Source organism: Luteimonas sp. R10, assembly GCF_045689605.1.
GTDB lineage: Bacteria > Pseudomonadota > Gammaproteobacteria > Xanthomonadales > Xanthomonadaceae > Luteimonas.
This window is the reverse complement of record NZ_CP141262.1, coordinates 1,333,526-1,357,212: the sequence shown is the minus strand read 5'-3', so window position 1 is coordinate 1,357,212 and position 23,687 is coordinate 1,333,526. Positions and strand designations below refer to the sequence as shown.

At 68.1% G+C, this 23,687-nt stretch carries 18 protein-coding genes and 1 riboswitch; of the genes, 10 read left to right on the top strand and 8 right to left on the bottom strand.

What is annotated here, in order from left to right:
- Window positions 1–16 precede the first annotated feature (16 nt).
- A complete protein-coding gene (locus U3649_RS05785; protein ID WP_407353926.1) occupies window positions 17–3,193 on the top strand; it encodes an efflux RND transporter permease subunit in 3,177 nt (1,058 codons plus the stop codon).
- Between the two features lie 233 nt (window positions 3,194–3,426).
- On the opposite strand, the gene bioD is transcribed toward U3649_RS05785, so the two are convergent.
- On the bottom strand, window positions 3,427–4,134 hold the full coding sequence (gene bioD / locus U3649_RS05780; RefSeq protein WP_407353925.1) for a dethiobiotin synthase: 708 nt from the start codon (window positions 4,132–4,134) through the stop codon (window positions 3,427–3,429).
- Window positions 4,135–4,256: 122 nt separating this feature from the next.
- On the opposite strand from bioD, the gene U3649_RS05775 reads away from it, so the two are divergent.
- The 3 genes from U3649_RS05775 (at window position 4,257) to btuB (ending at window position 7,484) form a co-directional block, all read left to right on the top strand.
- The gene (locus tag U3649_RS05775) at window positions 4,257–4,751 is read left to right on the top strand and encodes a GAF domain-containing protein (protein ID WP_407353924.1); all 495 of its coding nucleotides are present in this window, start codon (window positions 4,257–4,259) and stop codon (window positions 4,749–4,751) included.
- Window positions 4,748–5,107 carry a TfoX/Sxy family protein gene (locus tag U3649_RS05770; RefSeq protein WP_407353923.1) on the top strand — a complete coding sequence of 120 codons (360 nt, stop codon included), beginning with the start codon at window positions 4,748–4,750 and terminating at the stop codon, window positions 5,105–5,107. Before U3649_RS05775 ends, U3649_RS05770 begins: the two co-directional genes overlap by 4 nt.
- Before the next feature lie 122 nt (window positions 5,108–5,229).
- Window positions 5,230–5,478, top strand: a riboswitch (cobalamin riboswitch).
- Between the two features lie 164 nt (window positions 5,479–5,642).
- Window positions 5,643–7,484 (top strand): TonB-dependent vitamin B12 receptor, encoded by a 1,842-nt coding sequence (gene btuB, locus U3649_RS05765; RefSeq protein WP_407353922.1) that lies wholly within the window; start codon window positions 5,643–5,645, stop codon window positions 7,482–7,484.
- 55 nt (window positions 7,485–7,539) lie between these two features.
- Here btuB and U3649_RS05760 read toward each other — a convergent pair whose 3' ends face one another.
- The gene (locus tag U3649_RS05760; RefSeq protein WP_407353921.1) at window positions 7,540–8,010 is read right to left on the bottom strand and encodes a hypothetical protein; all 471 of its coding nucleotides are present in this window, start codon (window positions 8,008–8,010) and stop codon (window positions 7,540–7,542) included.
- 113 nt (window positions 8,011–8,123) lie between these two features.
- The gene (gene dinB, locus U3649_RS05755) at window positions 8,124–9,212 is read right to left on the bottom strand and encodes a DNA polymerase IV (RefSeq protein WP_407353920.1); all 1,089 of its coding nucleotides are present in this window, start codon (window positions 9,210–9,212) and stop codon (window positions 8,124–8,126) included.
- A 492-nt stretch (window positions 9,213–9,704) separates the two neighbouring features.
- Between dinB and U3649_RS05750 the strand changes: the two genes are divergently transcribed.
- Entirely contained in the window at window positions 9,705–9,890 is a 186-nt protein-coding gene (locus U3649_RS05750) for a hypothetical protein (protein ID WP_407354551.1), read from the top strand.
- A gap of 221 nt (window positions 9,891–10,111) precedes the next feature.
- On the opposite strand, the gene U3649_RS05745 is transcribed toward U3649_RS05750, so the two are convergent.
- The 5 genes from U3649_RS05745 to U3649_RS05725 form a co-directional block, all read right to left on the bottom strand.
- The gene (locus U3649_RS05745; RefSeq protein WP_407353919.1) at window positions 10,112–10,267 is read right to left on the bottom strand and encodes a hypothetical protein; all 156 of its coding nucleotides are present in this window, start codon (window positions 10,265–10,267) and stop codon (window positions 10,112–10,114) included.
- A gap of 24 nt (window positions 10,268–10,291) precedes the next feature.
- Window positions 10,292–12,226: an aspartate:alanine exchanger family transporter gene (locus U3649_RS05740; protein ID WP_407353918.1), complete on the bottom strand. Its 1,935-nt coding sequence runs from the start codon at window positions 12,224–12,226 to the stop codon at window positions 10,292–10,294.
- Window positions 12,227–12,284: 58 nt separating this feature from the next.
- The gene (locus U3649_RS05735; RefSeq protein ID WP_407353917.1) at window positions 12,285–13,658 is read right to left on the bottom strand and encodes a glutamate decarboxylase; all 1,374 of its coding nucleotides are present in this window, start codon (window positions 13,656–13,658) and stop codon (window positions 12,285–12,287) included.
- A 57-nt stretch (window positions 13,659–13,715) separates the two neighbouring features.
- Window positions 13,716–14,780 carry a glutaminase A gene (gene glsA / locus U3649_RS05730; protein ID WP_407353916.1) on the bottom strand — a complete coding sequence of 355 codons (1,065 nt, stop codon included), beginning with the start codon at window positions 14,778–14,780 and terminating at the stop codon, window positions 13,716–13,718.
- Between the two features lie 93 nt (window positions 14,781–14,873).
- Window positions 14,874–16,220 carry a DcaP family trimeric outer membrane transporter gene (locus U3649_RS05725; RefSeq protein ID WP_407353915.1) on the bottom strand — a complete coding sequence of 449 codons (1,347 nt, stop codon included), beginning with the start codon at window positions 16,218–16,220 and terminating at the stop codon, window positions 14,874–14,876.
- Between the two features lie 405 nt (window positions 16,221–16,625).
- On the opposite strand from U3649_RS05725, the gene U3649_RS05720 reads away from it, so the two are divergent.
- From U3649_RS05720 to U3649_RS05700, 5 genes are all read left to right on the top strand, one after another.
- Entirely contained in the window at window positions 16,626–17,924 is a 1,299-nt protein-coding gene (locus U3649_RS05720) for a TolC family protein (RefSeq protein ID WP_407353914.1), read from the top strand.
- Window positions 17,914–18,879, top strand: coding sequence for an HlyD family secretion protein (locus tag U3649_RS05715; RefSeq protein WP_407353913.1), 966 nt, complete (start codon window positions 17,914–17,916; stop codon window positions 18,877–18,879). Before U3649_RS05720 ends, U3649_RS05715 begins: the two co-directional genes overlap by 11 nt.
- Window positions 18,876–20,039: an ABC transporter permease gene (locus tag U3649_RS05710; RefSeq protein WP_407353912.1), complete on the top strand. Its 1,164-nt coding sequence runs from the start codon at window positions 18,876–18,878 to the stop codon at window positions 20,037–20,039. The genes U3649_RS05715 and U3649_RS05710 overlap by 4 nt, the downstream gene beginning before the upstream one ends.
- Window positions 20,036–21,163 (top strand): ABC transporter permease, encoded by a 1,128-nt coding sequence (locus tag U3649_RS05705; RefSeq protein WP_407353911.1) that lies wholly within the window; start codon window positions 20,036–20,038, stop codon window positions 21,161–21,163. Before U3649_RS05710 ends, U3649_RS05705 begins: the two co-directional genes overlap by 4 nt.
- Window positions 21,164–21,296: 133 nt before the next feature.
- Complete coding sequence (locus U3649_RS05700) at window positions 21,297–23,567, top strand: patatin-like phospholipase family protein (protein ID WP_407353910.1); 2,271 nt, start codon at window positions 21,297–21,299, stop codon at window positions 23,565–23,567.
- Window positions 23,568–23,687: the final 120 nt, after the last annotated feature.

Here is a 23,687-nt window from a genome sequence, read left to right as displayed (position 1 = left end):
GAGGGGGAGAAACCGGATGAAATTCACCGACATCTTCATCAACAAGCCGGTCCTGGCGATGGTCGTCAGCCTGTTCATCCTGCTGCTCGGCCTGCGCTCGTTCACCGAGCTCAACGTGCGCCAGTACCCGGAGCTGCAGAACGCGGTGGTGAACGTCTCCACCACCTATTTCGGCGCCGACGCCGACCTGATCCAGGGCTTCATCACCACCCCGCTCGAGCGCGAGATCGCCAGCGCCGAGGGCATCGACTACATCGTGTCCACCAGCGCCGCCGGCGCCAGCACCATCCAGGCCTACATCCGCCTGGACTACGACCCGAACGAGGCGCTGACCCAGATCGCGGCCAAGGTCAACAAGCTGCGCGGCGAGCTGCCGGAGGAGTCCGAGGACCCGGTGATCGACCTGCAGCAGGGCCAGCAGATCGCGGCGATGTACGTGTCCTTCGCCAGCGAGCGGCTCAACAACAACCAGATCACCGACTACCTGACCCGCGTGGTCGAGCCCAGGATCGCGACCATCGAGGGCGTGCAGCGGGCCGAGATCCTGGGCGCCGGCTCCTTCGCCATGCGCATCTGGCTCAAACCTGAGCGCATGACCGCGCTGCAGGTCACCGCCAGCGACGTGGCCACCGCGCTGCGTTCCAACAACGTGCTCTCGGCGCTCGGCTCCACCAAGGGCCAGATGGTGTCGGTCGACCTGACCGCGCGCACCGACCTGCGCACGCCGGAGGAGTTCCGCCAGCTGGTGGTGCGCGAGGAGGACGACGCGATCGTGCGGCTCGGCGACATCGCCGACGTCGCGCTCGGCTCCGAGAACTACGGCACCTCGGTGCGGATCAACGGCGACGCCGCGACCTTCATGGGCATCTTCGTCTCGCCCGACGCGAACTCGCTGGACGTGATCGGCGACGTGCGCGAGGTCTGGGACAACGAGATCATCCCGCAGCTGCCGGAAGGGATCGAGGGCACCATCCCCTACGACAGCACCGAGTCGATCCAGGACGCGATCAACGAGGTGATCACCACGATCGTGGAAGCGGTGGTCATCGTGATCGTGGTGATCTTCCTGTTCCTCGGTTCGCTGCGCAGCGTGCTGATCCCGGCGATCGCCGTGCCGCTGTCGCTGGTCGGCGCGCTGTTCCTGATGCTGCTGATGGGCTTCACCATCAACCTGCTGACCCTGCTGGCGATGGTGCTGGCGATCGGCATCGTGGTCGACGACGCGATCATCGTGCTGGAGAACGTGCACCGACACATCGAGGAGGGCATGTCGCCGCTCGACGCCGCGCTCAAGGGCGCGCGCGAACTGGCGTGGCCGGTGGTGGCGATGACCACCACCCTGGTCGCGGTGTACCTGCCGATCGGTTTCCAGGGCGGGCTGACCGGCGTGCTGTTCACCGAGTTCGCCTTCACCCTGGCCGGCGCGGTGCTGCTGTCGGGCGTGATCGCGCTGACCCTGTCGCCGATGATGTGCGCCAAGATCCTCAAGGCACATCACGGCGACCAGGGCAAGGGCCGGCTGGAGGCCTGGCTGGACGCCCGCTTCGACTGGCTGCGCAACGGCTACCAGCGCAAGCTGCACGGCGCGCTCGACACCAGGGGCGTGATCGCCATCTTCGGCGCGATCGTGTTCGTGTCCTGCGTGTTCCTGTACATCGTCGCGCCGAAGGAGCCGGCGCCGCTGGAGGACGAGGGCTTCATCTTCGCCATCAGCAGCGCCGACGCCTACACCACCCTGGACTACGTGGAGCGCTACACCGAGGAGATGACCCAGATGGCCAAGGACATCCCCGAGGTGGAGGACTTCTTCCTGTTCAACGGCGGCTTCGGCGGCGGCGGCGGTGCCAGCAACAGCGCCATGTCCGGCTACGTGCTCAAGCCCTGGAGCCAGCGCGACCGCTCGACCAACCAGGTGCTGCAGCAGGAGCTGCAGCCGAAGCTGGCGGAGATCACCGGGCTCAACACCTTCGCCCTGGTGCCGCCCTCCCTGCCCAGCGCCGGCGGCGACGGCGGCGGCGAGTTCCTGATCGGCGGCATCGGCTCGATCGAACAGCTCAACGAGCTGGCCGGGGCGATCATCGAGCGCGCCCAGGCCAGCCGCCGCTTCATCTTCCTCGACACCGACCTGAAGATCGACAAGCCGCGCATCGAGGTGCAGATCGACCGCGACAAGGCGGCCACGCTCGGCATCGACATGCGCACGCTGGCGGCCGACATGTCGGCGCTGCTGGCCGGCGGCTACGTCAACCGCTTCGCGATGGAGAACCGGTCCTACCGGGTGATCCCGCAGGTGCAGCGCAGCGACCGGCTCAACGCCGACCAGCTGAAGGACTACTACACCCGCACCCGCGACGGCGAGCTGATCCCGCTGTCGACCCTGGTGACGCTGAGGGAAAGCACGCAGCCGCAGACGCTCAAGCGCTTCCAGCAGCTCAACGCGGTGGGCATCACCTTCGCCCCGCGCCCCGGCGTGACCAAGGGCGAGGCGCTGCGGGTGCTGGACGAGGCCGCGGCCGACATCCTGCCGCAGGGCTACAGCGTCGACTACGCCGGCGAGTCGCGACAGTTCAAGCAGGAAGGCGCGACCATGCTGGTGACGCTGGTGTTCGCGCTGATCATGATCTTCCTGGTGCTGTCGGCCCAGTTCGAGAGCTTCCGCGACGCGCTGATCATGCTGATCACGGTGCCGATGGCGATCAGCGGCGCGCTGCTGGTGCTCAATGCGCTGGCGCTGCTCGGCGGCGTGCTGGGGATGGCCGGGATCGAGGCCTTCCCCGGCATGAGCGTCAACATCTACACCCAGGTCGGGCTGGTGACGCTGATCGGCGTGATCGCCAAGCACGGCATCCTGATCGTGGAGTTCGCCAACAAGCTGCAGATCGAGCAGGGCCTCTCCAAGCGCGAGGCCATCGAGGAGGCCTCCGGCATCCGCCTGCGGCCGGTGCTGATGACCACGGCGGCGCTGGTGTTCGCGATGTTCCCGCTGCTGATCGCCAAGGGGCCCGGTGCGGCGTCGCGCTTCGCGATCGGCATGACCATCGCCTCGGGCATGACCATCGGCACCTTGTTCACCCTGTTCGTGCTGCCGGCGTTCTACCTGTACCTGGCGCGCGACCATACGCACGACCGCGAGCGCGCCGCACACGAGGTCGGCGACGAACCGCTGCCGCCGCCGGAGCCGCAGCACGGCTAGGGGCGAAGAGCGAGGAACGAGAAACGAGGAGTGAGAAACGAGTGAGGGCCGCGGCCGGCCGCACTCGTTTCATGCAGGGTTCAACTCGTTTCTCGTTCCTGGCTCGTCTCGGCAGCGCGAGCCGCTGCCGCGGCGCGCAGTACGGCCGAAGGCGAAAGACCAAAAACGTGGAGGGAGAAACGAGTAAGGGGCTCGCACGACACGAGTGCGGCGCCCTTGTCTCTACTCGTTTCTCACGCCTCGTTTCTCGTCCCTCGCTCCAAAAACATCCGCGACAGCGCCAACACCCGCGCCGCGGCCTCGGCATCGGGCGCCGGCATGTGCGACAGCACGCCCAGGCAGGGCACCGGCAGGGCATCGAGCAGCAGCTGCAGGTAGTCGGCACCGCGGTCGAGGTCCGGCCTCGGCGCGCTGCCGATCCAGCCCGCGAGCCGGCAGCCGTCGCCGGCGATCGCGCGCGCGCTCAGCCGGGCGTGGTTGAGGCAGCCCAGGCGCAGGCCGACCACCAGCACCACGTCCGCATCCAGCGCCCGCGCCAGCTGTGCCTGCTCGAGATCGTCGGCGAACGGCGCCAGCCAGCCGCCGGCGCCTTCGACCACCACCAGGTCGGCGGTCGCGGCCAGGCGCGCATGGGCAGCGAGCAACGGCTCCGGCGCGATCGTGACGCCCGCCTCGCGCGCGGCTAGCTGCGGCGCGGTGGCCGCCGGCAACGGGTAGGGATTGACGTCGGCATAGGGCGGACACGGATCGCTGGCGGCCCGCAGCGCGACCGCATCCTCGTTGCGCCAGCCATCGGCCGTGCGTTCGCATCCGCTGGCCACCGGCTTCATGCCGACCGCACGCAGTCCGCGCGCGCGCAGGGCGTGCAGCAGCGCTGCGCTCACCAGGGTCTTGCCGACCCCGGTATCGGTGCCGGTGACATAGAGGCTGCGCGCGCTCACGCCTGCGCCCCGGTCTTTCCCGGGCGAGCGCGCGCCGAGCGGCGAAGCGCCGCGGAAGGTTCAGGGGCGAACGGCATCGGTGGCTCCTCCGGCGGCCGGGCCGCTGTTGCTACACTGCGCGGATGTTCGCATCCCAGCGCCTCGACGGCGACAAACCGGAGCAGTACGCGCAGCTCGCCGCGCAGGCCCGCGCGCTGCTGGCCGGCGAGCGCGACCGCATCGCCAATGCCGCCAACCTGTCGGCGCTGGTGTTCCACGCGCTGCCGGATCTCAACTGGGTGGGCTTCTATTTCTTCGACGGCGCCGAGCTGGTGGTCGGACCGTTCCAGGGCCAGCCCGCCTGCGTGCGCATTCCGCTGGACAAGGGCGTGTGCGGCGCGGCGGCGCGCACCCGCAGCACCCAGCGAGTCGAGGACGTGCACGCCTTCCCCGGGCACATCGCCTGCGATGCCGCCTCGCGCTCGGAACTGGTGGTGCCGCTGTACGATGGCGACGCCCTGGTCGGCGTGTTCGACCTGGACAGTCCTCGGGTTGCGCGTTTCGACGCCGAGGACCAGGCCGGACTGGAGACCGTCGCCCGGATCTGGCTGGAGTCGCTGATGGAGTCGCCGCGGTGAACGCGCCCAAGATGCGCAACATCGGCCCGAAGTCCGCCGCCTGGCTGCGCCAGGTGGGGCTGCGCACGCGCGAGGACCTGGAAGCAGCCGGCCCGGTCGAGGCCTACATGCGCGTGCGCCGCGCCGGCTTCCGTCCCAGCCTCAACCTGCTCTACGCACTCGAGGGGGCACTGCTCGAGTGCCACTGGCAGGAAGTCCCCGAAGCGCGCCGCCAGCAACTCGTCGAGGCCGCCGAGGCCGCGATCGCCGAACTGCCGCCGCCGCGCGGCCGCCCCGCGGCGGGGCCGGTGACCACCACTGTCCACCATGATGACGCGCCGGCCTCCGATCTCCCGGACACCGGCACCGACGATTGACCCGCGCGTCCCCGGCAAGAGCGCACCGCAGGGGCGGCGCGACAGATCGGCCGGGAACGCCGGTCGCGCCCCTGCGGTGCGCTCCTACGGGGGTGCCTCGACGCGCGGGCGTCCGCATCGCGTACAATCGCCCCGCTTCAGGTGACCCGACGGCAGCCGCCGCCGGGTTGAAACGGGAAGCCGGTGACGCCCTCGCGGCCAGTCCGGCGCTGCCCCCGCAACGGTAAGCGAGTCAGGCATCGCAACCGCCACTGTGCCGGTTCCGGGTTCCGGAACGCACGCATGGGAAGGCGCGATCGCCGGAGCCGGCCAGGCATCTGCCGCCGGTTCGCCCGCAAGCCCGGAGACCGGCCTGAAGCAGGGGAACGTTCCCCTGACCGGTTGCCGATGCGGAGGGCGTCGTGGCAGCGATGCCGACGCCTGCCGTCCGCTTCCGCCGCCTCCCTTCTCCTCGCGCGACTCCACCGGGCCCGCGCGTCGCCGCGCGGGCCTCCACCGCTACCGCGTGCGTGGGTGCGCGCGATGGAGACTATGCATGCAGTACCGGATCCTTTCCCTGGCCCTCGCCGCCGCGCTCGCGCCACTGCCGGCGCTCGCCGCCCCCGCGGCCACCGACCTCGACGAGGTCATCGTCACCGCCACGCGCACGAAGATCGCGCTGGCCGACAGCCTGGTGCCGGCGCAGGTGATCGACCGCGCCGAGATCGAGCGCAGCCAGGCGGTCTCGCTGCCCGACCTGCTGCGCGGCCGCGCCGGCATCAACCTGGTCAACAGCGGCGGCCCCGGCAAGCAGACCTCGCTGTTCATGCGCGGCGCCGGCTCCAACCAGGTGCTGGTGCTGATCGACGGCGTGCGCATCGGCTCGGCCACTGCCGGCCTGCCGGCGCTGCAGGACATCCCGGTGGCGCAGATCGACCGCATCGAGATCGTGCGCGGCCCGCATTCGAGCCTGTACGGCGCCGACGCGATCGGCGGCGTGATCCAGATCTTCACCCGCCGCGGCAGCGGCCCGCCGCTGCCGCGCTTCCATGTCGGCGCCGGCAGCCATGGCCTGCGCGAGGCCGGCGCCGGGATCGGCGGCGGCAGCGAGCGCGCCTGGTTCGGCGCCGACATCGCCTACCTGCGCACCGACGGCATCGACGCCTGCCGCGGCACGCTGGACGGCTTCGGCGCCGGCTGTTTCGCCGAAGAGCCCGATCGCGACGGCTATCGCAACCGCTCGGCCAGCCTGCGCGGCGGCGTCGCGTTCTCCGACGTATGGACGCTGGACGGCGTGGCGCTGCGTGCCGAAGGCGACAACCACTACGACGGCACCTGGGCCAACTACGCCGAGACCGTGCAGCAGGTGGTCGGCGCCAGGCTCCGCTTCGAGCCGTCCGGTACGGTGGCGCTGCAGGCGGGAATCGGCCGCAGCGACGACCGGACCGACGACTTTCTCGACGGCGATTTCGTCGCCAACCTCCGGACCCGCCGCGACCAGGCCTCGCTGCAGGCCGACCTCGCCCTGGCGGCCGGGCAGCTGCTGACCCTCGGCATGGACCGGCTCGACGACCGCATCGCCGGCAGCACCGAATACGATCTCGCCCGTCGCGACAACGTCGGCGCCTTCGCGGCCTGGCAGGGCGACTTCGGCGCGCAGCAGTGGCAGGCGAGCCTGCGCCACGACGACAACGAGCAGTTCGGCAGCCACGCCACCGGCAGTCTCGGCTGGGGACTGGCGTTCGGCCACGGACTGCGCGTGACCGCCAGCTACGCCAGCGGCTTCCGCGCGCCGAGCTTCAACGACCTGTACTACCCGTTCTCGGGCAACCCGGACCTGGAGCCGGAACAATCGGACAACCTCAACCTCGGCCTCGCCCAGGCGGGCGACGGCTGGAACTGGTCGCTCGACCTGTTCGAGAACCGCGTCGACGACCTGATCAACTACGACGCCACCACCTTCACCCCGGTCAACGTCGACCGGGCGCGGCTGCGCGGCGCGGAAGCGACCGTGGCGGCGACGATCGCCGGCTGGGACCTGTCGGCGCAGCTGAGCCACGTCGATCCGCGCAACCGCAGCGACGGCGCCAACCACGGACGCCTTCTGGCGCGACGCGCGCGCAACACCGGCCGCATCGACCTGGATCGCGCATTCGGCGGGTTTCGCTTCGGCGTGACGCTCAACGGCGCCGGTCACCGCTACGACGACGCCGCCAACGCCACGCGCCTGGGCGGCCACGCCACCACGGACCTGCGCTTCGAGTACGCCCTGCATCCGGACTGGACGCTGCAGGCGCGTGCGAACAACGTCTTCGATCGCGAGTACGAGACCATCGCCTGGTACAACCAGCCGGGCCGCGAGTACGGCCTGACATTGCGCTACGCGCCGGCACGCTAGCGCGGCGCGCCCGCGGTCCGGACCCGGTCGGCGGGGCCGGACCGCGGGCCGCGGCTCAGGCGGCCGTCCTGCCCGATAGCAGCGGCCGCAGATGATCGCCGCGGATCGCGCGCAGCGCGCGGACCAGGTCGCGGTAGCTGGCCGCGAGTTGTTCGAACAGCGCCGCGTACGCGGCCCGGCTCGACTCGGCCACGCCCTGGTAGGCGCCACGGCCGAGCTCGATGAAATAGTCGGTATCCACGCGGCGCCGCTCCGCCAGCGCCGGGTACAGCCCGGCGATCAGCAGGCAGCGGTCGCCGACGTCGCGCAGCGCGTCGGCCCGCACGCTGCCCAACTGCTCCTGCGCGTGCAGCCATTCCAGCGCCTGGGTACGCGCCAGCAGGTGCGCGTCGCGCTGGTGGCGCAGCAGCACGAACACCAGATAGCTCTCGCGCATCTCCTCGAATCGCTGGCCGCTGCGCTCGCAGCCCTCGCGCACCAGGGCCTGGTAGAGCTCGGCCGCTGCACCCTGCCTGATCGTCGCCATGTCGCCTCCTGTGTCCGCCGTCGACAGCCCGAACATACCCCCATGCGCCGTGGATGCCTTGTCACTCCGGCACGGCGACTGCCAGCGCGGCGCCGGGGGCGCTCGGCGACGGTTCAGGATCCAGCGCGCGTGGCGGGCCCGGTCGGGAACAGGTCGTCCTGGGCGAGCGCTTCCTCGCGCTCGCGGAACCCCGCCAGGCCCACGCCGACCAGCCGGTAGCGGGTGGACGACGGCAACACCACGCGCCCACGCAACGCCAGGGCGATCCCGGTGAACTGCGCCAGGCTGGCGGGCGGAATCTCCGGGGTATGGCTGCGGGTGAGGATGCGGAACTGTGCGGTCTTGAGCTTGAGCACGACGGTGCGGCCGACCCGCTCGGTCTTGCGGCTGGCCGTCCAGGCCTTCTCGGCCAGGCGCCGGATCTCCGGCTCCAGCGCCGCCAGCGGCAAGTCGCTGGCGAAGGTGTCCTCGGCGGAGATCGACTGCACCGGCTGGTCGGGTTCCACCGCACGCTCGTCGATGCCGCGCGCACGCTGGTGCAGGCGCAGGCCGAAGCTGCCGAAGCGGCGCTCGAGCTCGGCGGCGGCCAAGCCGCGCAGATCGCCGACGGTGGCGATCCCGAGTTCGGCGAGTTTCTTCTCCATGACCTTGCCGACCCCGGGGATCCGCCCCACCGGCAATGGCGTCAGGAACGCCTCCACCTGCGCCGGCTTGACCACGAACACGCCGTCGGGCTTGTTCCAGTCCGAGGCGATCTTGGCCAGGAACTTGTTCGGGGCCACCCCGGCCGAGGCGGTCAGCGCCGTCTCCTCGCGGATCCGCGCGCGGATCGCCTCGGCGGTGGCGGTGGCGCTGGGCGAGGGGATCTTCGGCGCGGTGACGTCCAGGTAGGCCTCGTCCAGCGACAAGGGCTCCACCAGGTCGGTGTGGCGCAGGAAGATCTCGCGCACCTGTCGCGAGGCCGCCTTGTAGCGCTGGAAGTCCGGCGGCACGAATATCGCGTCCGGACACAATCGTTCGGCGCGTACCGCCGGCATCGCCGAGCGCACGCCGTATTTGCGCGCCTCGTACGAGGCCGCGCACACCACCGAGCGCGCCCCGCGCCAGGCCACCACCACCGGCTTGCCGCGCAGCCCCGGATCGTCGCGCTGCTCGACCGAGGCGTAGAACGCATCCATGTCGATGTGGAGGATCTTGCGCATGGCGGCATTATCCGCCGTCCATCGCCACGCCCATGCCCGCCGGCAGCGGGATGGCTTCCGGCCCGCCGGCCCGCATTCCGTAAGAGCGCACCGAAGGGGCGCGACCGGCTTTCCAGCGAAGGCCATCGCGCCCCTTGCGGTGCGCTCCTACCGCCGGATCAACAGGGCAATTGCCGAGCGTGAGCGCTCACCCCCCGCACCGGCCTGTTCGGACGCACCGTACGGGGGCGGGCGGGCCCGGGCTCGAAGCGCGCACGTTGGCCACCGATCGGCGCAGATCGCACCCATACGCGGTCGGAAAAGGGTCTGCCGGCCGGGACAATGCACCGGCGGCCCGGTGCCCTCGCCCGGCAAGGAGCGAGGACGCGGGACTTGAAGATCGCGGAACGGGGAATTGATGCGGTGATGACGGGATCAGCGCCAACATGGCAACCCCGTACCGGAGAACCCGCCATGTCCCCTGGAAACGAATCGACCCGTGCCGACCAGGCAATGCCGGACCGCGCACATCGCGACCGTGGCGACCAGCCGCCCGATGCCGGCAACAACGGCGGAAAAGCGCCCGACGAGGAAGAGCGCAAGCGCCATCAGGACGAGAACCAGGACGAAGCGCTGGAGGAGACCTTCCCCGCCAGCGATCCGGTCGCACCGTTCGTGCCGGCCAAGCCACGCCGCTGAGAACCTGATCCGCGTGAACGGCACGCCGCCCAGGTGTGAGCTTCACCCCGTAGAGCGGAGCTCGCTCGGTTCGTCCCCGGTTCGAAAGCGTCATGACCGGATGGCCGGCCAGATCCTGCTCTGCGGCTCACGCCACGGTGATGGTCTTGATCAGCTATCGGCTTGCCCGTTCCCAAGACCGGCCCAGCCGGGCCTTCCGGCGGACGGACGCGGCAGCCCGACTATTCGGCGTGGGTAAGTTCGCCGGCACCGTTGGACGGCGGATTGCCTGCCCTGCCCAGCGCTTGCAACGCATTGTTGGAAGCAACGCCGAATAGCCAACCTTCCTCGCTCTTGCTGTTGGGATCGAAGCGGATACGTTTTGCCTTCTTCCTCATCCACCCTCCGGGACTTCCGCCGCCTCACGACAGGATCATTGCCACGTAGCCGCCGATGAGGGCCAACACCGTCGTGAGCGCATAGGTCACAGGGAACGGCACGGCAGCGACCGAGCTCTTCGATTGGTCGGCGATGGCATTGAGCCCCGGCGTCGCGTTCCGCGCGCCCGCGCAGGCGCCGTCGCAGATGACCGAGTTCAGGCCGAACATCTTCACGCCCACGAAGTAAGCCACGACAACGGGCAACAGAGCCGCCGTCGTTCCGATCAATGCGACCCAGACCACGGTGGTTCCCTGAAAGGAGTCGATCACCTTCGGACCTACGTTGGCCGCGAGCACGGCAACGAACATGTTCAGGCCGATGTCCTGCAGGAAGCTACGCGCCCCTTCACTGACCGGACCGCCGAACTCCGGATTTCGGCTGCGGAAGTAGCTGACGAAGATGCCCGCCAGCATGCAGCCGGCCGAGGTACCCAATGCGAGCGGAATGCCCGCTACGGTGATGCTGAGAATGCCGACGAGATATCCGGCCAGCATGGCGATCGCCATGTAGGTGACCTCGGTCACGGTCGAGTCCAGGACCGGCCGGCCGCCCAGTGCCTGCGCGATCCGCTGGATGGACACGTCCGGTCCGGTCAGTCGCGCCACGTCTCCAAAGCGGACATCGGTGTTGGGGCCGATCGGGATTTCCTGCCCACCGCGGAACATCGCCGTCAGCTGGACGCCGAAACCGATCGTCCGACCCAGTTCGTCGAGTGTCTTGCCTGCGATCTCATGCGAGCCGACGCGGATATCGGCTGTTTCGAGAGGAATGTTCCGGGCTAGCTCGTCATCCACTTCCGGTCCGATTTTCTCCCCCTCCTCGAGGATCAGTTCATGGACCTTGGCGCGAAGCGTGACGATGTCGCCCTTGCGGATCGCCGTAGTGTCGGCCTGATCGAGGATCTTACCGTCCCGCACGACTCTCAGGATCGGCGCGTAGGGATGCTGCTTGAACATGTCGAGGACGGTCTTGCCGATCAGTGCCTCGTGCTCGACGCGATAGGCGCGAAGATCGTAAGGGGAAAAGCCGAGCGTCAGCGAATCCGGCGCCCCGGGCACCGGATGGGTCGCGCCGTGGCTGAATTCCTGCTCGGCGACCTTGGCGTCGGCCACCGGATCGCGGCCGAAAAGCTTCGGCAGGTAGCGGATGACCAGGATGATTCCGATGCTCGAAAGAATGTAGCTGATCGCGTATCCGGTCGCGATGTTCGCACCGACCTGCGCAGCCGACAGGCCCTCGGGAAGCTGCACCGCGCCGCTCTGGACCGCGCCCTGGGCAACCCCCATCACCGCCGTGATCGTGTAGCTGCCCGAAATCATCCCCGCGGCATAACCGGGCTCCATCCCGACGAGTTTCGCGCCGCCGACACAGATGATCCAGTTGAGGGCCCAGACGATCACGCCGATCACGATGAAGGCTTTGCCGCCGGACCTGAGCCCGGAGAAGAATTGCGGGCCGACCCGCAACCCGAGCGCATACATGAACAGCAGCAGGAAGATCGACGAGACGATCGTGGGGATGTCGTACGAAATATCGAAAGCCAGCTTGGCGATGATCGATAGGACCACGCCGCTCACCAACGTCCCGGCCGTCGAACCCAGGGAAATTCCCGCGACCGAGGCCGCGCCGAGCGGGTAGCCGATCGCCAGCGCCAGCAGAAGAAAGATGATTGGCTGGCTTCCGAGCAGCTCGAAGAAACCATGCAACCCCGTCTCCATGACCGGCTTGAAAAGCTCGAGCACATTGCCTGTTGCCGGGTCCGCATTAGTGGCCAGTTGCTCGACGCCTGCTCCGGCGCCACCGCTGTCCTGAGCGCCCGCCGGCATGGCGACAACTGCAACGATGCACAACGCGGCCATCAAAATGACAAGCCATGCACCGCTGCGTGCAGATCGGTGAAACTGCCTCTGCTTCATTTGACCCCCGCATTCGAACCCGATTTTTTCTACGCATGCCGAACCGAAAAGCTGCCCTTCAGCACTTGCTGGCGGCCACCTTGTGCGGATCGTGGAGCACCGGAGCCGTCGCGGTCCCGCCGTGCTGATGCAGCCATTGGCAGGCGTGGATGATGTCGTCGGCGAGTTCGTCGATGACGTTGTGGTTCAGGTGCGGCCGCACCACCACGCGCAAGCTGTTGACCGTCTGCGCATCCGGGGGCATCGAATAGGCGGACAGTACCCAGCCACGCTCGCGCACTCTCGCCGAGACGTCGAACTCGTTGAAGTTGGTGAACTCCGACTTCAGCGTCAGCGCCACCACCGGGATGCGCTGGGTCTTGTTCATGATCTCGAAGTAGCCGCTGTCTACCAGGCGCTTGCGCAGGAACTCGGCGTTGTCGACGGTGTGCCGCATCACCTTCCGGTAGCCGTCGAAGCCCAGGCGCAGGAAGGCATAGTACTGATAGGCGATCTGGAACGCGTTGCGGCTGAAGTTCAGGGTCGCGGTCGGCATCTCGCCGCCGAGATAGTTGACGTAGAACATCAGGTCTTCGTTGAAGATCTTCCGCTCCCGGAAAACGATCCAGCCCAGTCCAGGCGGCACCAGGCCGAACTTGTGGCCAGAAGCGTTGATCGACTGCACCCGCGGCAGGCGGAAATCCCACACGTACTCCGGATACAGGAACGGATTGACGAAGCCGCCGGAGGCGCCGTCGATGTGCATCGGAATACTGATGCCGGTTTTCCGCTCGTAGGCGTCGAGCCAGTCGTGGATCTCCTGGATGTCGTCGTCCTCGCCGGTGAAGGTCTGGCCGGCGATCGCCACGACGGCGATGGTGTTTTCGTCGACGAGCCGGTCCAGGTGCTCGGTGGTGAGGCGATAGTTGCCGGGCTTGAGCGGCGCGATGCGCGGTTCGACGTCGAAGTAGCGCAGGAACTTCTTCCAGACGATCTGCACGTTGCCGCCGGTGACCATGTTGGGCCGGCTGCCGTCCTTGTCGGCGGCCTCGCGCGCCTGGCGCCAGTTCCACTTGTGCGCGAGCCCGGCCAGCATGCACGCCTCGGAGGAGCCCACCGTCGCTGTGCCGTAGGGATCCACGTCCTTCGGGCCGTTCCATAGCTGGTGCAGCCAGCGCACCATCCGCCCTTCCATCGCGAACAGCTGCGGATACATGTCGTGGTCGATGTAGTTCTTGAGGAAATGCTGGTGGGCGATCTCCAGCGCTTCCGGCTCGGTGAACGTGGTCACGAACGACGACAGGTTCATCACCGGCTGGCAGTCGGACCAGGACTCACTGTTGACCGTCGCCTTGGCGGCGCGCGCGGACATGCCGTATTGCGGGAAATGATTGTCCGGGATCGGCTCGTTGAACTCGTCGAACAGCAGGTCGAACGGCGCTCTGTGCTTCATGGCGATCCTCGCATCGAGTGAAATGGACGGCGGTGTCTTGTGGGAGGCAACGGCAGGCTATCGGCCGGTATCGAACATGCCGTTGCCGATCAGTTCGCGGACGATCAGTTCGATCGCCTTCTGGCCCTTGACCGAGTTGCCGGCTGCGTCCAGCGGCGGCGCAAAGGTCGCGATCGCGAACCGCCCCGGCGCGACCGCGACGATGCCGCCGCCGACCCCGGACTTGGCCGGCAGGCCGACGTTCCAGGTCCAGGTGCCGCTGGTCTCGTACAGGCCGGTCGTGGACATGATCGCCATGGTCTTTTCGGCGGCAGCCGGACTGACGACCTTCTTGCCGGTGATCGGATGGGTGCCCCCGTTGGCCAGGGTCGCGCCCATGGCCGCCAGGTCCCGGGCGGTGACGTGGATCGAGCACTGCCGGGTATAGAGGTCGAGCGCGACTTCCGGATCGCCGTCGAGCGTGCCGTAGCCCTTGAGCAGGCGCGAGATCGCCCGGTTGTGCTCGCTGCTGCCCGCCTCCGACCGGTACACGGTCAGGTCGACGTCGAGCGCACGGCCGGCATAGTCGTTCATGAGCTGCTGGATCGTCTGCCAGCGCGCCTCGGGCTCGGCCGGTTCGATCCAGCTGACGATGGCGATGGCGCCGGCGTTCACCAGCGGGTTCATCGCCGGCGTGGCCTGGGCGTGCGATTCGAGCGCGATGATCGAGTTGAAGGGCAGGCCGGTCTGGTTGACGCCGATGGTGTCCTCGACCCACTGCTCGCCTTTCTGCTCGATGACCCACGAGGCGGCAAACGGCTTGGAGGCGGACTCGATGGCGAACGGATGATCGGTGTCGCCGACGGTGTAGATGCGGCCGTCGACGGTGACGACGGCGATGCCGAACAGGTCCGGCGGCACTTCTGCCAGTGCCGGGATGTAGTCGGCATCCTTGCCTGCCGTGATGCCTTTGGTCGCAGCGTAGGCCTTGTCGACCGCGGCCTTGATCTGCGTGTCGGAAACGATCCCGCCGCGTGCCTGCGCCGGCGCGATGGCGGCCAGCATGCAGGCGATCGCCGCGCACAGGGCGGCGAATGCAAAGCCGGGACGCCGTGACGGTGAACGATCGGATCGTGCGCTCATGGAGTACTCCTGTCTGGCGTGCGCGAATCGCGGCGGGGAATCGATGCGTAGCGACATGACTTGCACGGTGCCGTCATGACTGCAACGAACGGCTCAGTCCTTGCTCGAAAAGTTGTACTTGACGCTGACCTGCAACCGGCTGTCGGTTCCCGTGGCGCCGCCGCTGTCGGTGCGCCGCCCCCACAGGAATTCCGCACCGACCAGCAGGCCCTCGGTCGGGTAGTGCAACAGGTTGACCGATGCGTATTCGCCTTTCTTGAAGGCATCGGCGTTCTGGTTGTTGCTGTTGTCGACCTGGGTAAAGCTGTATCCCGCGGACGAGCTCCAGCGGTTGTTCCACCAGTGGTCGTAGTAGAGGACGGCGGCCCACAGCGGCATGGCGACTGCGTTCGGGATCTGTCCCGGCGCGCTGTCGTCCGGGATCAGGTCGTTGCCGCCATCGTTCATGTAGCTGGCAATGCCTTCGCCGCCGAGCACCGACAGGATCAGGCGGTCCTTCCGCCCGAAGCGGAGATTGCTGGAGAGATTGAGCCCCCAGCCGATGTCCTCGCCTTTCGGCGCGTTGTTGACGGTGCCGGCCGTGTCGAAGCCCAGCTTGCGCAGGATGCCCGCCGCCTGGAAGTGTCCCCAATCGCGGTCCATCCGGAACTGGGCGGTCAGATCGGGCCAGTCGTCGTGACCTTCGGCGGCGGCGCCGAAGGCGGGGAACTCGCGGCCGAAGCGGCCGGTGTCGATGTCATCGCCGGTGTCTTCGATGGCAACGGCAAAACTGTTGGGGCCGCTGAGCGGCGTCCAGCGGATCTGTGCGGTACGCAGATACGCCATGCCGTTCGGCCCCCAGTAGTCGATGGTGTTGGGGAACACATCCCCGTCCATGAACAGGCTGTTGGTCTGTCCTGCCAGCCATTGGCCGTACTGGCCGTAGGCATGGCGCAGATGCAGGGTGGTTTTTCCCTCGTCGGCACCGACGCCGTACAGGTCGGCCTCGAGCTTGACGTGGAGATCGCGCTTTCCGACCGGTCGTGTCGCCTGGATGCCCAGGCGACTCTGGCGCACGCTGGCGATGTACTTGCCATCGTCGCCGTACAGCCCTTCGACGGTCGGGATGCGCGTCGGCCGCAGGCTGTCCTCCCAGCCAGGGTGCATCCGTCCGAAATCCTGGATCGCATCGATCTGGGCGTAGCCGTAGATCTCGATTTCGGTATCGGGGCGTGCGTTGGCCGCAACCGGGGCCAGCGCGGTGGTGGAGGGCTGCGCCGGTTCGATCGGAGTGGCTGCGGTGACAGGCGCGGCGGCCGGGACCGGTTCCGATGCTTCCAGCCTCGCCTCGAGCGCGGCCAGCCGGCTTTTGAGCGCTTCGATTTCCGCACGGAGGCTTGCACGGGCCTCCGCGCCTTCCGGATTCGCGCCTAAGGCCGGTGCCGTGGCGATCGCGAGCAACGCGATGGAGGTAGCGAATGGCGCTCGACCGCGCACGTGAGTCCTCCTTGATCCGATATTTCCCGGGTATCCCCTCGGCCACTATGGCCAAGGCTTCATCTTCTTGTCGAGAACCGAAGCGCTCAAGCGTGATCCATACCGCCTTTTCGAGAATCCTGGATTCGTGATCAGCAGCTCAAACAGGTTTCGGCGATTTCGCGGCCTGCAGGCATGATCGATGCACGGCGATGCCGTTCTGTATTCCCATTTCCTGGCGAACGCGGCTAAGCTGGCCGCGATCAGGGGAACGGTCGACGGGGAGCATGGATGTACGGTCTGCCTGGGCATTCCGGTGTGATATGCCGTCTTGGCCTCGGCTTGGCGGTGCTGTTGCTGGGCTGCGCGAATCCACTGTGCGCTGCACCATTGAGCTTCCAGGACGCCCTGGCCCGCCTGGAACGCAATCCCGGTTTCGAGGCCAGCGCGGCGCAGCGCGCAGGGGCCGATGCCGCGCACGACACGGCTCGCGCCTTGCGCTACCCGCACATCGGCCTGTCCGGTGTTTACGGACGCTTCTCCGACCCCATCGAAATCGATCTGGGGCCCTTGAACGATCTGGTGCACCTGATCGACCCGCAGTTGCCTGCGCTGCCCAACCCGATCCTGCAACCCGAGCGCTTCGCCTTCGCGATGGCGACCGTGACCTGGCCGGTGTTCACCGGCGGCCGTATCGATGCGGCCCGGCAGGCGACCGCCGCGGGCCAGCGCAGTGCACAGGCGCAGCAGGACGCCACGCGCGACGCCCTGGTGCTCGACCTGGTGGCGCGCTATCACGGCGTCACCGTCGCCGAGCGCGCCGCGAGCGTGCAGGACGGCGTGGTCGGGAGCCTGCGCGAACATCTGCGCAATGCGCGTGCGCTCGAAGGCGAGGGCCAGATTGCCGCAGCGGAGCGCATGCGCGCCGAAGTGGCCCTGGCGCAGGCGGAGGCGGCGCAGCAGCAGCGCCGCCATGCATTGCAGCTGGCGCGCGCCGGGCTGGCCAATCTGCTCGGTGTCGATCCGCAGGTCGAACCTGTGACCGCGCTGGCCGAACCGCCGCCACCCGAGGCGCAGGCGGACCTGCAGACCGCGGCGCTCGCCTCGCATCCGGTGTTGCAGCAACTCGCAGCGCTCGCCGAGCAGGCCGAGCAAGGCGTGCGCGCGGCGCGCGCGGAGTATTGGCCGACGATCGCGGTGGTCGGCGGGTACGAGGTCTACAACTACCAACTGCCGGAATTGATCCCGGAATGGACCGTCGGCGTGAATCTCACCATGCCGCTGTTCGACGGCGGCGCGCGAAGGGCCAAGGTGGCCGGTGCGCGCGCCAAATGGGACGAGGCAAAAGCGCTGCAGCGCGAGGCCGGGGATCGGATCCGCCTGCTGGTGCAAGAGCGTTATCTTGCCCAGGACGATGCGCGGCGACGGCTCGACGTGGCCGTGCGCACGGAGACATTGGCGTCGGAAAGCCTGCGCCTGCAGAAGGTCGCGTTTCGCGAAGGCGTCGGCCGCAGCGTGGACGTCGTCGATGCCGAGAACGCATTGGCCACGGCGCGCCTGGCCCGGCTGGCCGCGCGCTACGACAGCGCACTGGCCTGGACGGCGCTGATGCTCGCCGCGGGCCGCCGCCATGAGGTCGAACGCGTGTTCTCCCGCCCAGGTCCTGAGGTCGAATCCGATGCGTCCTAGCCTCTGGCTCAGTCTGCTGCTGTTGGCCCTGCCCGGCTGTCGTGACGAACCGGTGATCGAGGGACGTGTCGAACTGCAGGAACTCAACATCGCCGCCAAGTACCCGGGCCGGTTGGCGAAATGGCATGTCGTCGAAGGCCAGCGGGTGAAAGCCGGCACGTTGCTGGCCGAGATCGTAAGCCCCGAAGCCGAGGCCAAGCGCGTGCAGGCCGACGCCGTGGTCAAGGGCGCCGAAGCGCAGCAGGCGAAGGCGGACGAAGGCGCGCGCCGGCAGGAACTGGCGCAAGCCGAAGCCGGCGTCGGCGCGGCCCGCGCGCAGGCCGACCTCGCGCGCGTGACCGAAGGGCGGATGCAGCGCCTGTTCGCCGAGGGCGTGGTGCCGCGCCAGCGACTGGACGAGGCGACCGCCTTGCGCCGCTCGGCCGACGCCGCACTGGCCGGCGCCGAGGCGACGCGATCGCTGGCCCGCGAAGGCTTGCGCCCGGAAGACAAGACCACGGCGGCCGCGGTCACGGCCGGTGCGCATGGCTTGCGCCAGGAAGTCGAGGCGGCGCTGGAGGAGACACGACTGCGGGCGTCGGCTGCCGGCGAGATCGCGGATATCCTCGTGCACGAAGGCGAGATCGTCGCCGCCGGATTTCCGGTGGCGGTGCTGGCGCGCGACGATGTCCCCTGGGTGAGTTTCCACCTGCGTGAAGACCAACTCGCCGGGCTGCGTATCGGCCAGCAGTTGACGGTGCGTATTCCCGCGCTCGCCGGCGATCCGCAGGTAGTCCTCGAAGTCGACCGCATCGCGGTGCTCGGCGATTACGCCACCTGGCGTTCGACACGCGACCTGGGCAGCTACGACCTGCGCAGCTTCGAGGTCCGCGCCCGTCCGCAGGCGCCGGTCGCCGGCCTGCGCGCCGGCATGAGCGTGCTGGTGCCGTTGGCGCAGCTGCGCCCACGCGAATGAGCGCGGCGCGGTCGCCGGGCCTGCGGGTCGCGTTGCGCGAGCTCGGGTGCTGGCGTAGCGACTGGGTGACGGTCGCGCTGTTGTCCTGGCTGCCGTTGCTGGCCAGCGTGCTGCTGCTGGCGATCTTCGTCGCGCGCACCAGCCGGGACCTGCCGATCGTGGTGCTCGACCACGACGGCAGCTCCGTTTCGCGCGCCTTGACCGATCAACTCGATGCGACCAGCGGTGTCCGGGTGGCCGTGCAGGCCTCGTCGCTGCATCAGGCCCGGACTGCCGTACTGCGGGGCGAGGTGTACGCGGTAGTGGAAATTCCTGCGCATTTTCGGCGCGATGTGATGCGCGGCGGCCGCCCACAGGTCGGCTTGCTGCTGAACCAGCAGTCGATGAGCGCGGCCAATGCCATTGCCCGCGACGTGCAGACGGTGGTGTTGACCGCGGCCGGCCGGCAATCGGCCGGATTGCGGCTGGCCACGGGCATGCCGCCCTCGGCGGTCGCGGCGGCGGCGCAGCCGCTGCGCGTCGAGATCCATCCGCTGTTCAATCCCGGCGTGGACTATGCCGCTTATCTCGGGATCGCCTTGCTGGTCGCCGGCTTGCATTGCTTCGTTGCGCTGCATGGCGTGCGCGCCGTCGCCGGCGAGCGCGACGACGGGCAGCGTGCCTGGTCGCAGGCCGCGGACGGCCGCTGGGGGGCGGCCATGCTCGGCAAGCTTGGGCTCGCCTGGATCTGGTGGTGGCTGTATGGACTTGTCGTGCTCGGCGGCGCCTACGTCTGGCTCGGGTTGCCGATGATGTCGGCACCTGCGCTGTTCGCATTGGGATGGGGCGGCCTGGTCGCGGCGTACCTGGGCCTGGGCGCCGTGCTGGCGATGCTGCTGCCCGCGCACATCGCCTATTCCGGCGTCAGCGCCTTGTCGGCACCGGCGATGGCCTTCTCGGGCGTGACCTTTCCGCTCGCGGCGATGCCGTTGGTCCCGCGCATGTTCGGCGAGTCGCTGCCTCTGACGTGGTTTCTTCGCCTGCAGACCCAATTGGTGACCGAGCGCGTGGACGCCGTGCTGGCCTGGCCCACGGCGGGGCGGCTGTGGCTGTTCGCCTTGGTACTTGTCGGCATGTCCGCCTTGCTGCTGGCGCGCCGTTGGCGCGGGCATCCGCCATGAGCGCCTTCTTCGACGGCGCCCGCTACGAACTCGACGCCTTGCGTCGTGCCCCCGGTGCGTTGGTCATCCTCGCTGCGGCGGCCTTGTTCTACGGACTGATCTATCCGGCGCCGTACTCGCCGCAGGTGTATCGCGATCTGCCGGTGTATGCGCTCGACACCGATGGCAGCGCACTGTCTCGCGAAGTGCTGTCGCGCATCGATGCCAGCTCTGATCTGAGGATCGTCGCCGGATCCGCCGACCGCCTGGCTGCACGTCGGGCACTGGAACGGGGCGATGTGCTGGGCATCGTCGAGATTCCTGCCGATTTCCAGCGGCAGGCGCTGCGGGGCGAGCAGCCGATGGTCGGGATCTACGCCAACGCCGGCTACCTGCTCGCCTACAGTGAAGTCGCGACCGCGGCGAGCGAAGCGGTTCTGGAAACCGGTGCGGAGCTCGGCGTGGCGGCCGAAGCCGCGCGCAGCGGCGTTCCGGGGCGCGCCCTGGCCGTTCAACTGCCGATGGGCGTGCAGGTCACGCGCCTGTACGATCCGGCCGGGGGCTACGCCAGCTTCGTGGTGCCGGCGGTGCTGGTGGTGATCCTGCAGCAGACCCTGCTCATCGGCCTGGGCCTGTTGTGCGAAGCGCGCCGCGACGGGCATGCTCGTGCCAGTGAAGGATGGATTGCCGACGCCGTCTGGGTCTTCGGCCGCGCCGCGCCCTGGACCGGTCTGTACCTTCTGGAGCTGGCTCTGCTGCGCTGGGGCGTGTTCGCCCTCTACGACTTGCCCGATGCAGGTTCGGCATGGCGCGTGCTGCCTTTCATGGCGCTGTTCCTGCTCGCCGCGACCCTGTTCGGCCTGGTCCTGGCGGAGCGCTTCCGCCGCAGCGACGACGTGATCCCGCTGCTGTTGTTCACGTCGTTGCCGATCGTGTTCCTGTCGGGCTTCTCCTGGCCGACGCCGCTGATCCCCGAGACCCTGCAATGGCTGGCGCGGCTGCTGCCCAGCACGGCCGGTGTCGAGGGTTTCGTGCGATTGAACCAGCTGGGCGCCGGCTGGGCGGATGTGTGGTGGCCGGTGTTGAACCTGGGCGGTCTGGTCATTCTGTTTTGCGGCCTGCTGGTGTGGCAGCGACGTATTTGAACCTGATCTCAAAAGCCTAGCTCAGCCGCGGATCGACGCGGATGAACACGGATGGAGCTACAAGTGGAGATGCGAAGAGCGCTTTTGCGTTTCACTCGATCGCTTATCCGCGTTCATCCGTGGCGGATAGCTCATGGGTTCTATTGAATTTGTCGGCATACTCAATCCGAAACATGTCAGGGAAGGGAGTGCAATGGGCGTCATCACGGTCCGGATGAAGATTCTGGTCATGGGGCTGGCATTGGTCGCCTGCGCACCGGCCGCCGCCAAGACCTGCCTCGTGCTCGGTGGCGGTGGCGCCCGAGGTGCGGCCCACATCGGCGTGATCAAGGTGATCGAGCGCGAGCGCATTCCGATCGATTGCGTCGCCGGCACCAGCATGGGGGGTGTCGTCGGTGCCCTGTACGCCTCCGGCTACAGCGCCGCGGACATCGAGGCCGTGCTCGACGCGATCGATTGGAACCGCACCCTGCGCGACCAACCCGTGCGTGCCCTGCTCCCGATGACGCGCAAGCGCGACGAGCTGCACTACCTGTTGACCACCGAGCTGGGGTTGGGACGCGACGGCAAATTGCGGCTGCCTACCGGCGCCGTCCAGGGGCAGCAGCTCGAATTGCTGCTGCGGCGATTGTTTCTGCCGGTCTCGGATATCGAGCGGTTCGACGACCTGCCGATTCCGTTCCGTACGATCGCCACCGACATCGGGACCGGTGAGGGCGTGGTCTTCGACCGGGGCGACTTGGCCCTGGCCGTGCGCGCGACGATGTCCGTCCCGGGCATCTTCGCGCCGGTGGACCATCAGCAACGGCTGCTGGTCGATGGAGGTGTGGTCGAGAACGTGCCGATATCGGTGGCCCGAAGCATGGGCGCCACGCGTGTGATCGCCGTCGACGTGGGAGCGGGCCTGTTGCCGAAGGAGAAGTTGACTTCCTCGGTGGCGATCACGCTGCAGACCTTGTCGGCGTTGATGGTCCGGCGGACACAGGAGCAGCTTGCGGAACTCGGCCCGGACGATGTGCTGATCACGCCGCAACTGGGCGATATCGGCAGCGCCCAGTTCGATCGTGCGATGGAGACGGTACCGCTGGGGCAAGCCGCGGCCGATGCCGCCCTGGGCCGCCTGCGTGCGTTCTCGGTGTCCGAAGCCGAATACGACGCATGGCGAGCACAGCATCGGCGCCGCGATTTCGATCCGCCGTTGATCGCCTTCCTCGAGGTCGCCACACAGGGAAGCCGCGCCTCCGGGCGGATCGAGCGCCGGCTGTCGGACGCGGCGGGAAAGCCGCTGGACGCCGCCAGCCTCGAGCAGGACATCAACGAGGCCTTCGCCGCTGGCGACTACCAGCGCATCGGTTACCGGCTGGTGCAGCGCGACGGCCGGACAGGGTTGCAGATCCTGCCCGAGGACAAGGCCTGGGGACCGCTATTCTGGCATGCAGGCTTGACCTTGAGCGACGATTTTTCAGGCCGCAGCAATTACCAGCTTAGTCTGGAAGCCAGATTGACCGGCCTCAATGCCGAAGGCGGCGAGCTACGCGGGCGGCTCGAGGCGGGCGCGGTGGGCGGATTGCGCGTGGATTTCCGCCAGCCCTTTGGATCGCTCGGGCAGTACCTGGTGCAACCGTATGCGCAATACCGCGCGTACGAGCAGCCGCTTGTGCTCGACCCGGGCACTACGCTCGCCGAGTTCCGGGTGCGCGAATCCACGACCGGTGTCGAACTGGGCTGGATGCCGACGCCGTTCTGGCAAGGGTGGTTGCGCGCAGAGACCGGGCGCGACCGCATCAGCGTGCATATCGGCGATCCGGCGCAATTCGAAGGCGGCCGCAACGGCTGGGGCGCACTGAGCGCCGGGTTGATCCGCGATACGTTCGATTCGGTCCAGTTTCCCAGGCAGGGCAGCCGCACGCAATTGGCCTATACGCGAATTACCGAGGCGCTGGGCGCCGACGACGACGGCGATGCCGCCGAGGCCACCTGGGACAAGGCACTGACCCGGGGCCGCCATACCGTGTTGCTCGGCCTGCACGGCAAGAGCGTCTTCGGCGATCCCGGCACGATCCGTACTGCCAGCTTTTTTGGCGGACTGACCTACCTGTCGGGCTTTGGCGAGCGTGAAGTCATAGGCAACCACGGCGTGCTTGCACGCGCCGTGTATTACCGCCGTTTCGGCCGGCTCGACGCCTTGTTTTCGGTACCGGCCTATGTGGGCGGCAGCCTGGAGTACGGTGGCGCCTTCGCCGAGCGCAACGACATCAACGCCGGCAATCTGATCATTGCCGGCAGCGTGTTCATGGGCGTCGAAAGCCCGCTGGGTCCGATTTTCCTGGGCTATGGTCGCAACGATCTGGACATCGATTCGTTCTACCTGAGCTTCGGCTCGCTGCTGCGAACTATTGAATAGGAGTTGCTTGCTATCTGGCTGGTTGGTCGGCCTCCAGGTTGGATGGTCTTGGAATCGACGGAGCGCTTTCGACAGCGACGATGAAGCGAGCGACTGCTTCCGGTCTATCAGTCCATGGTG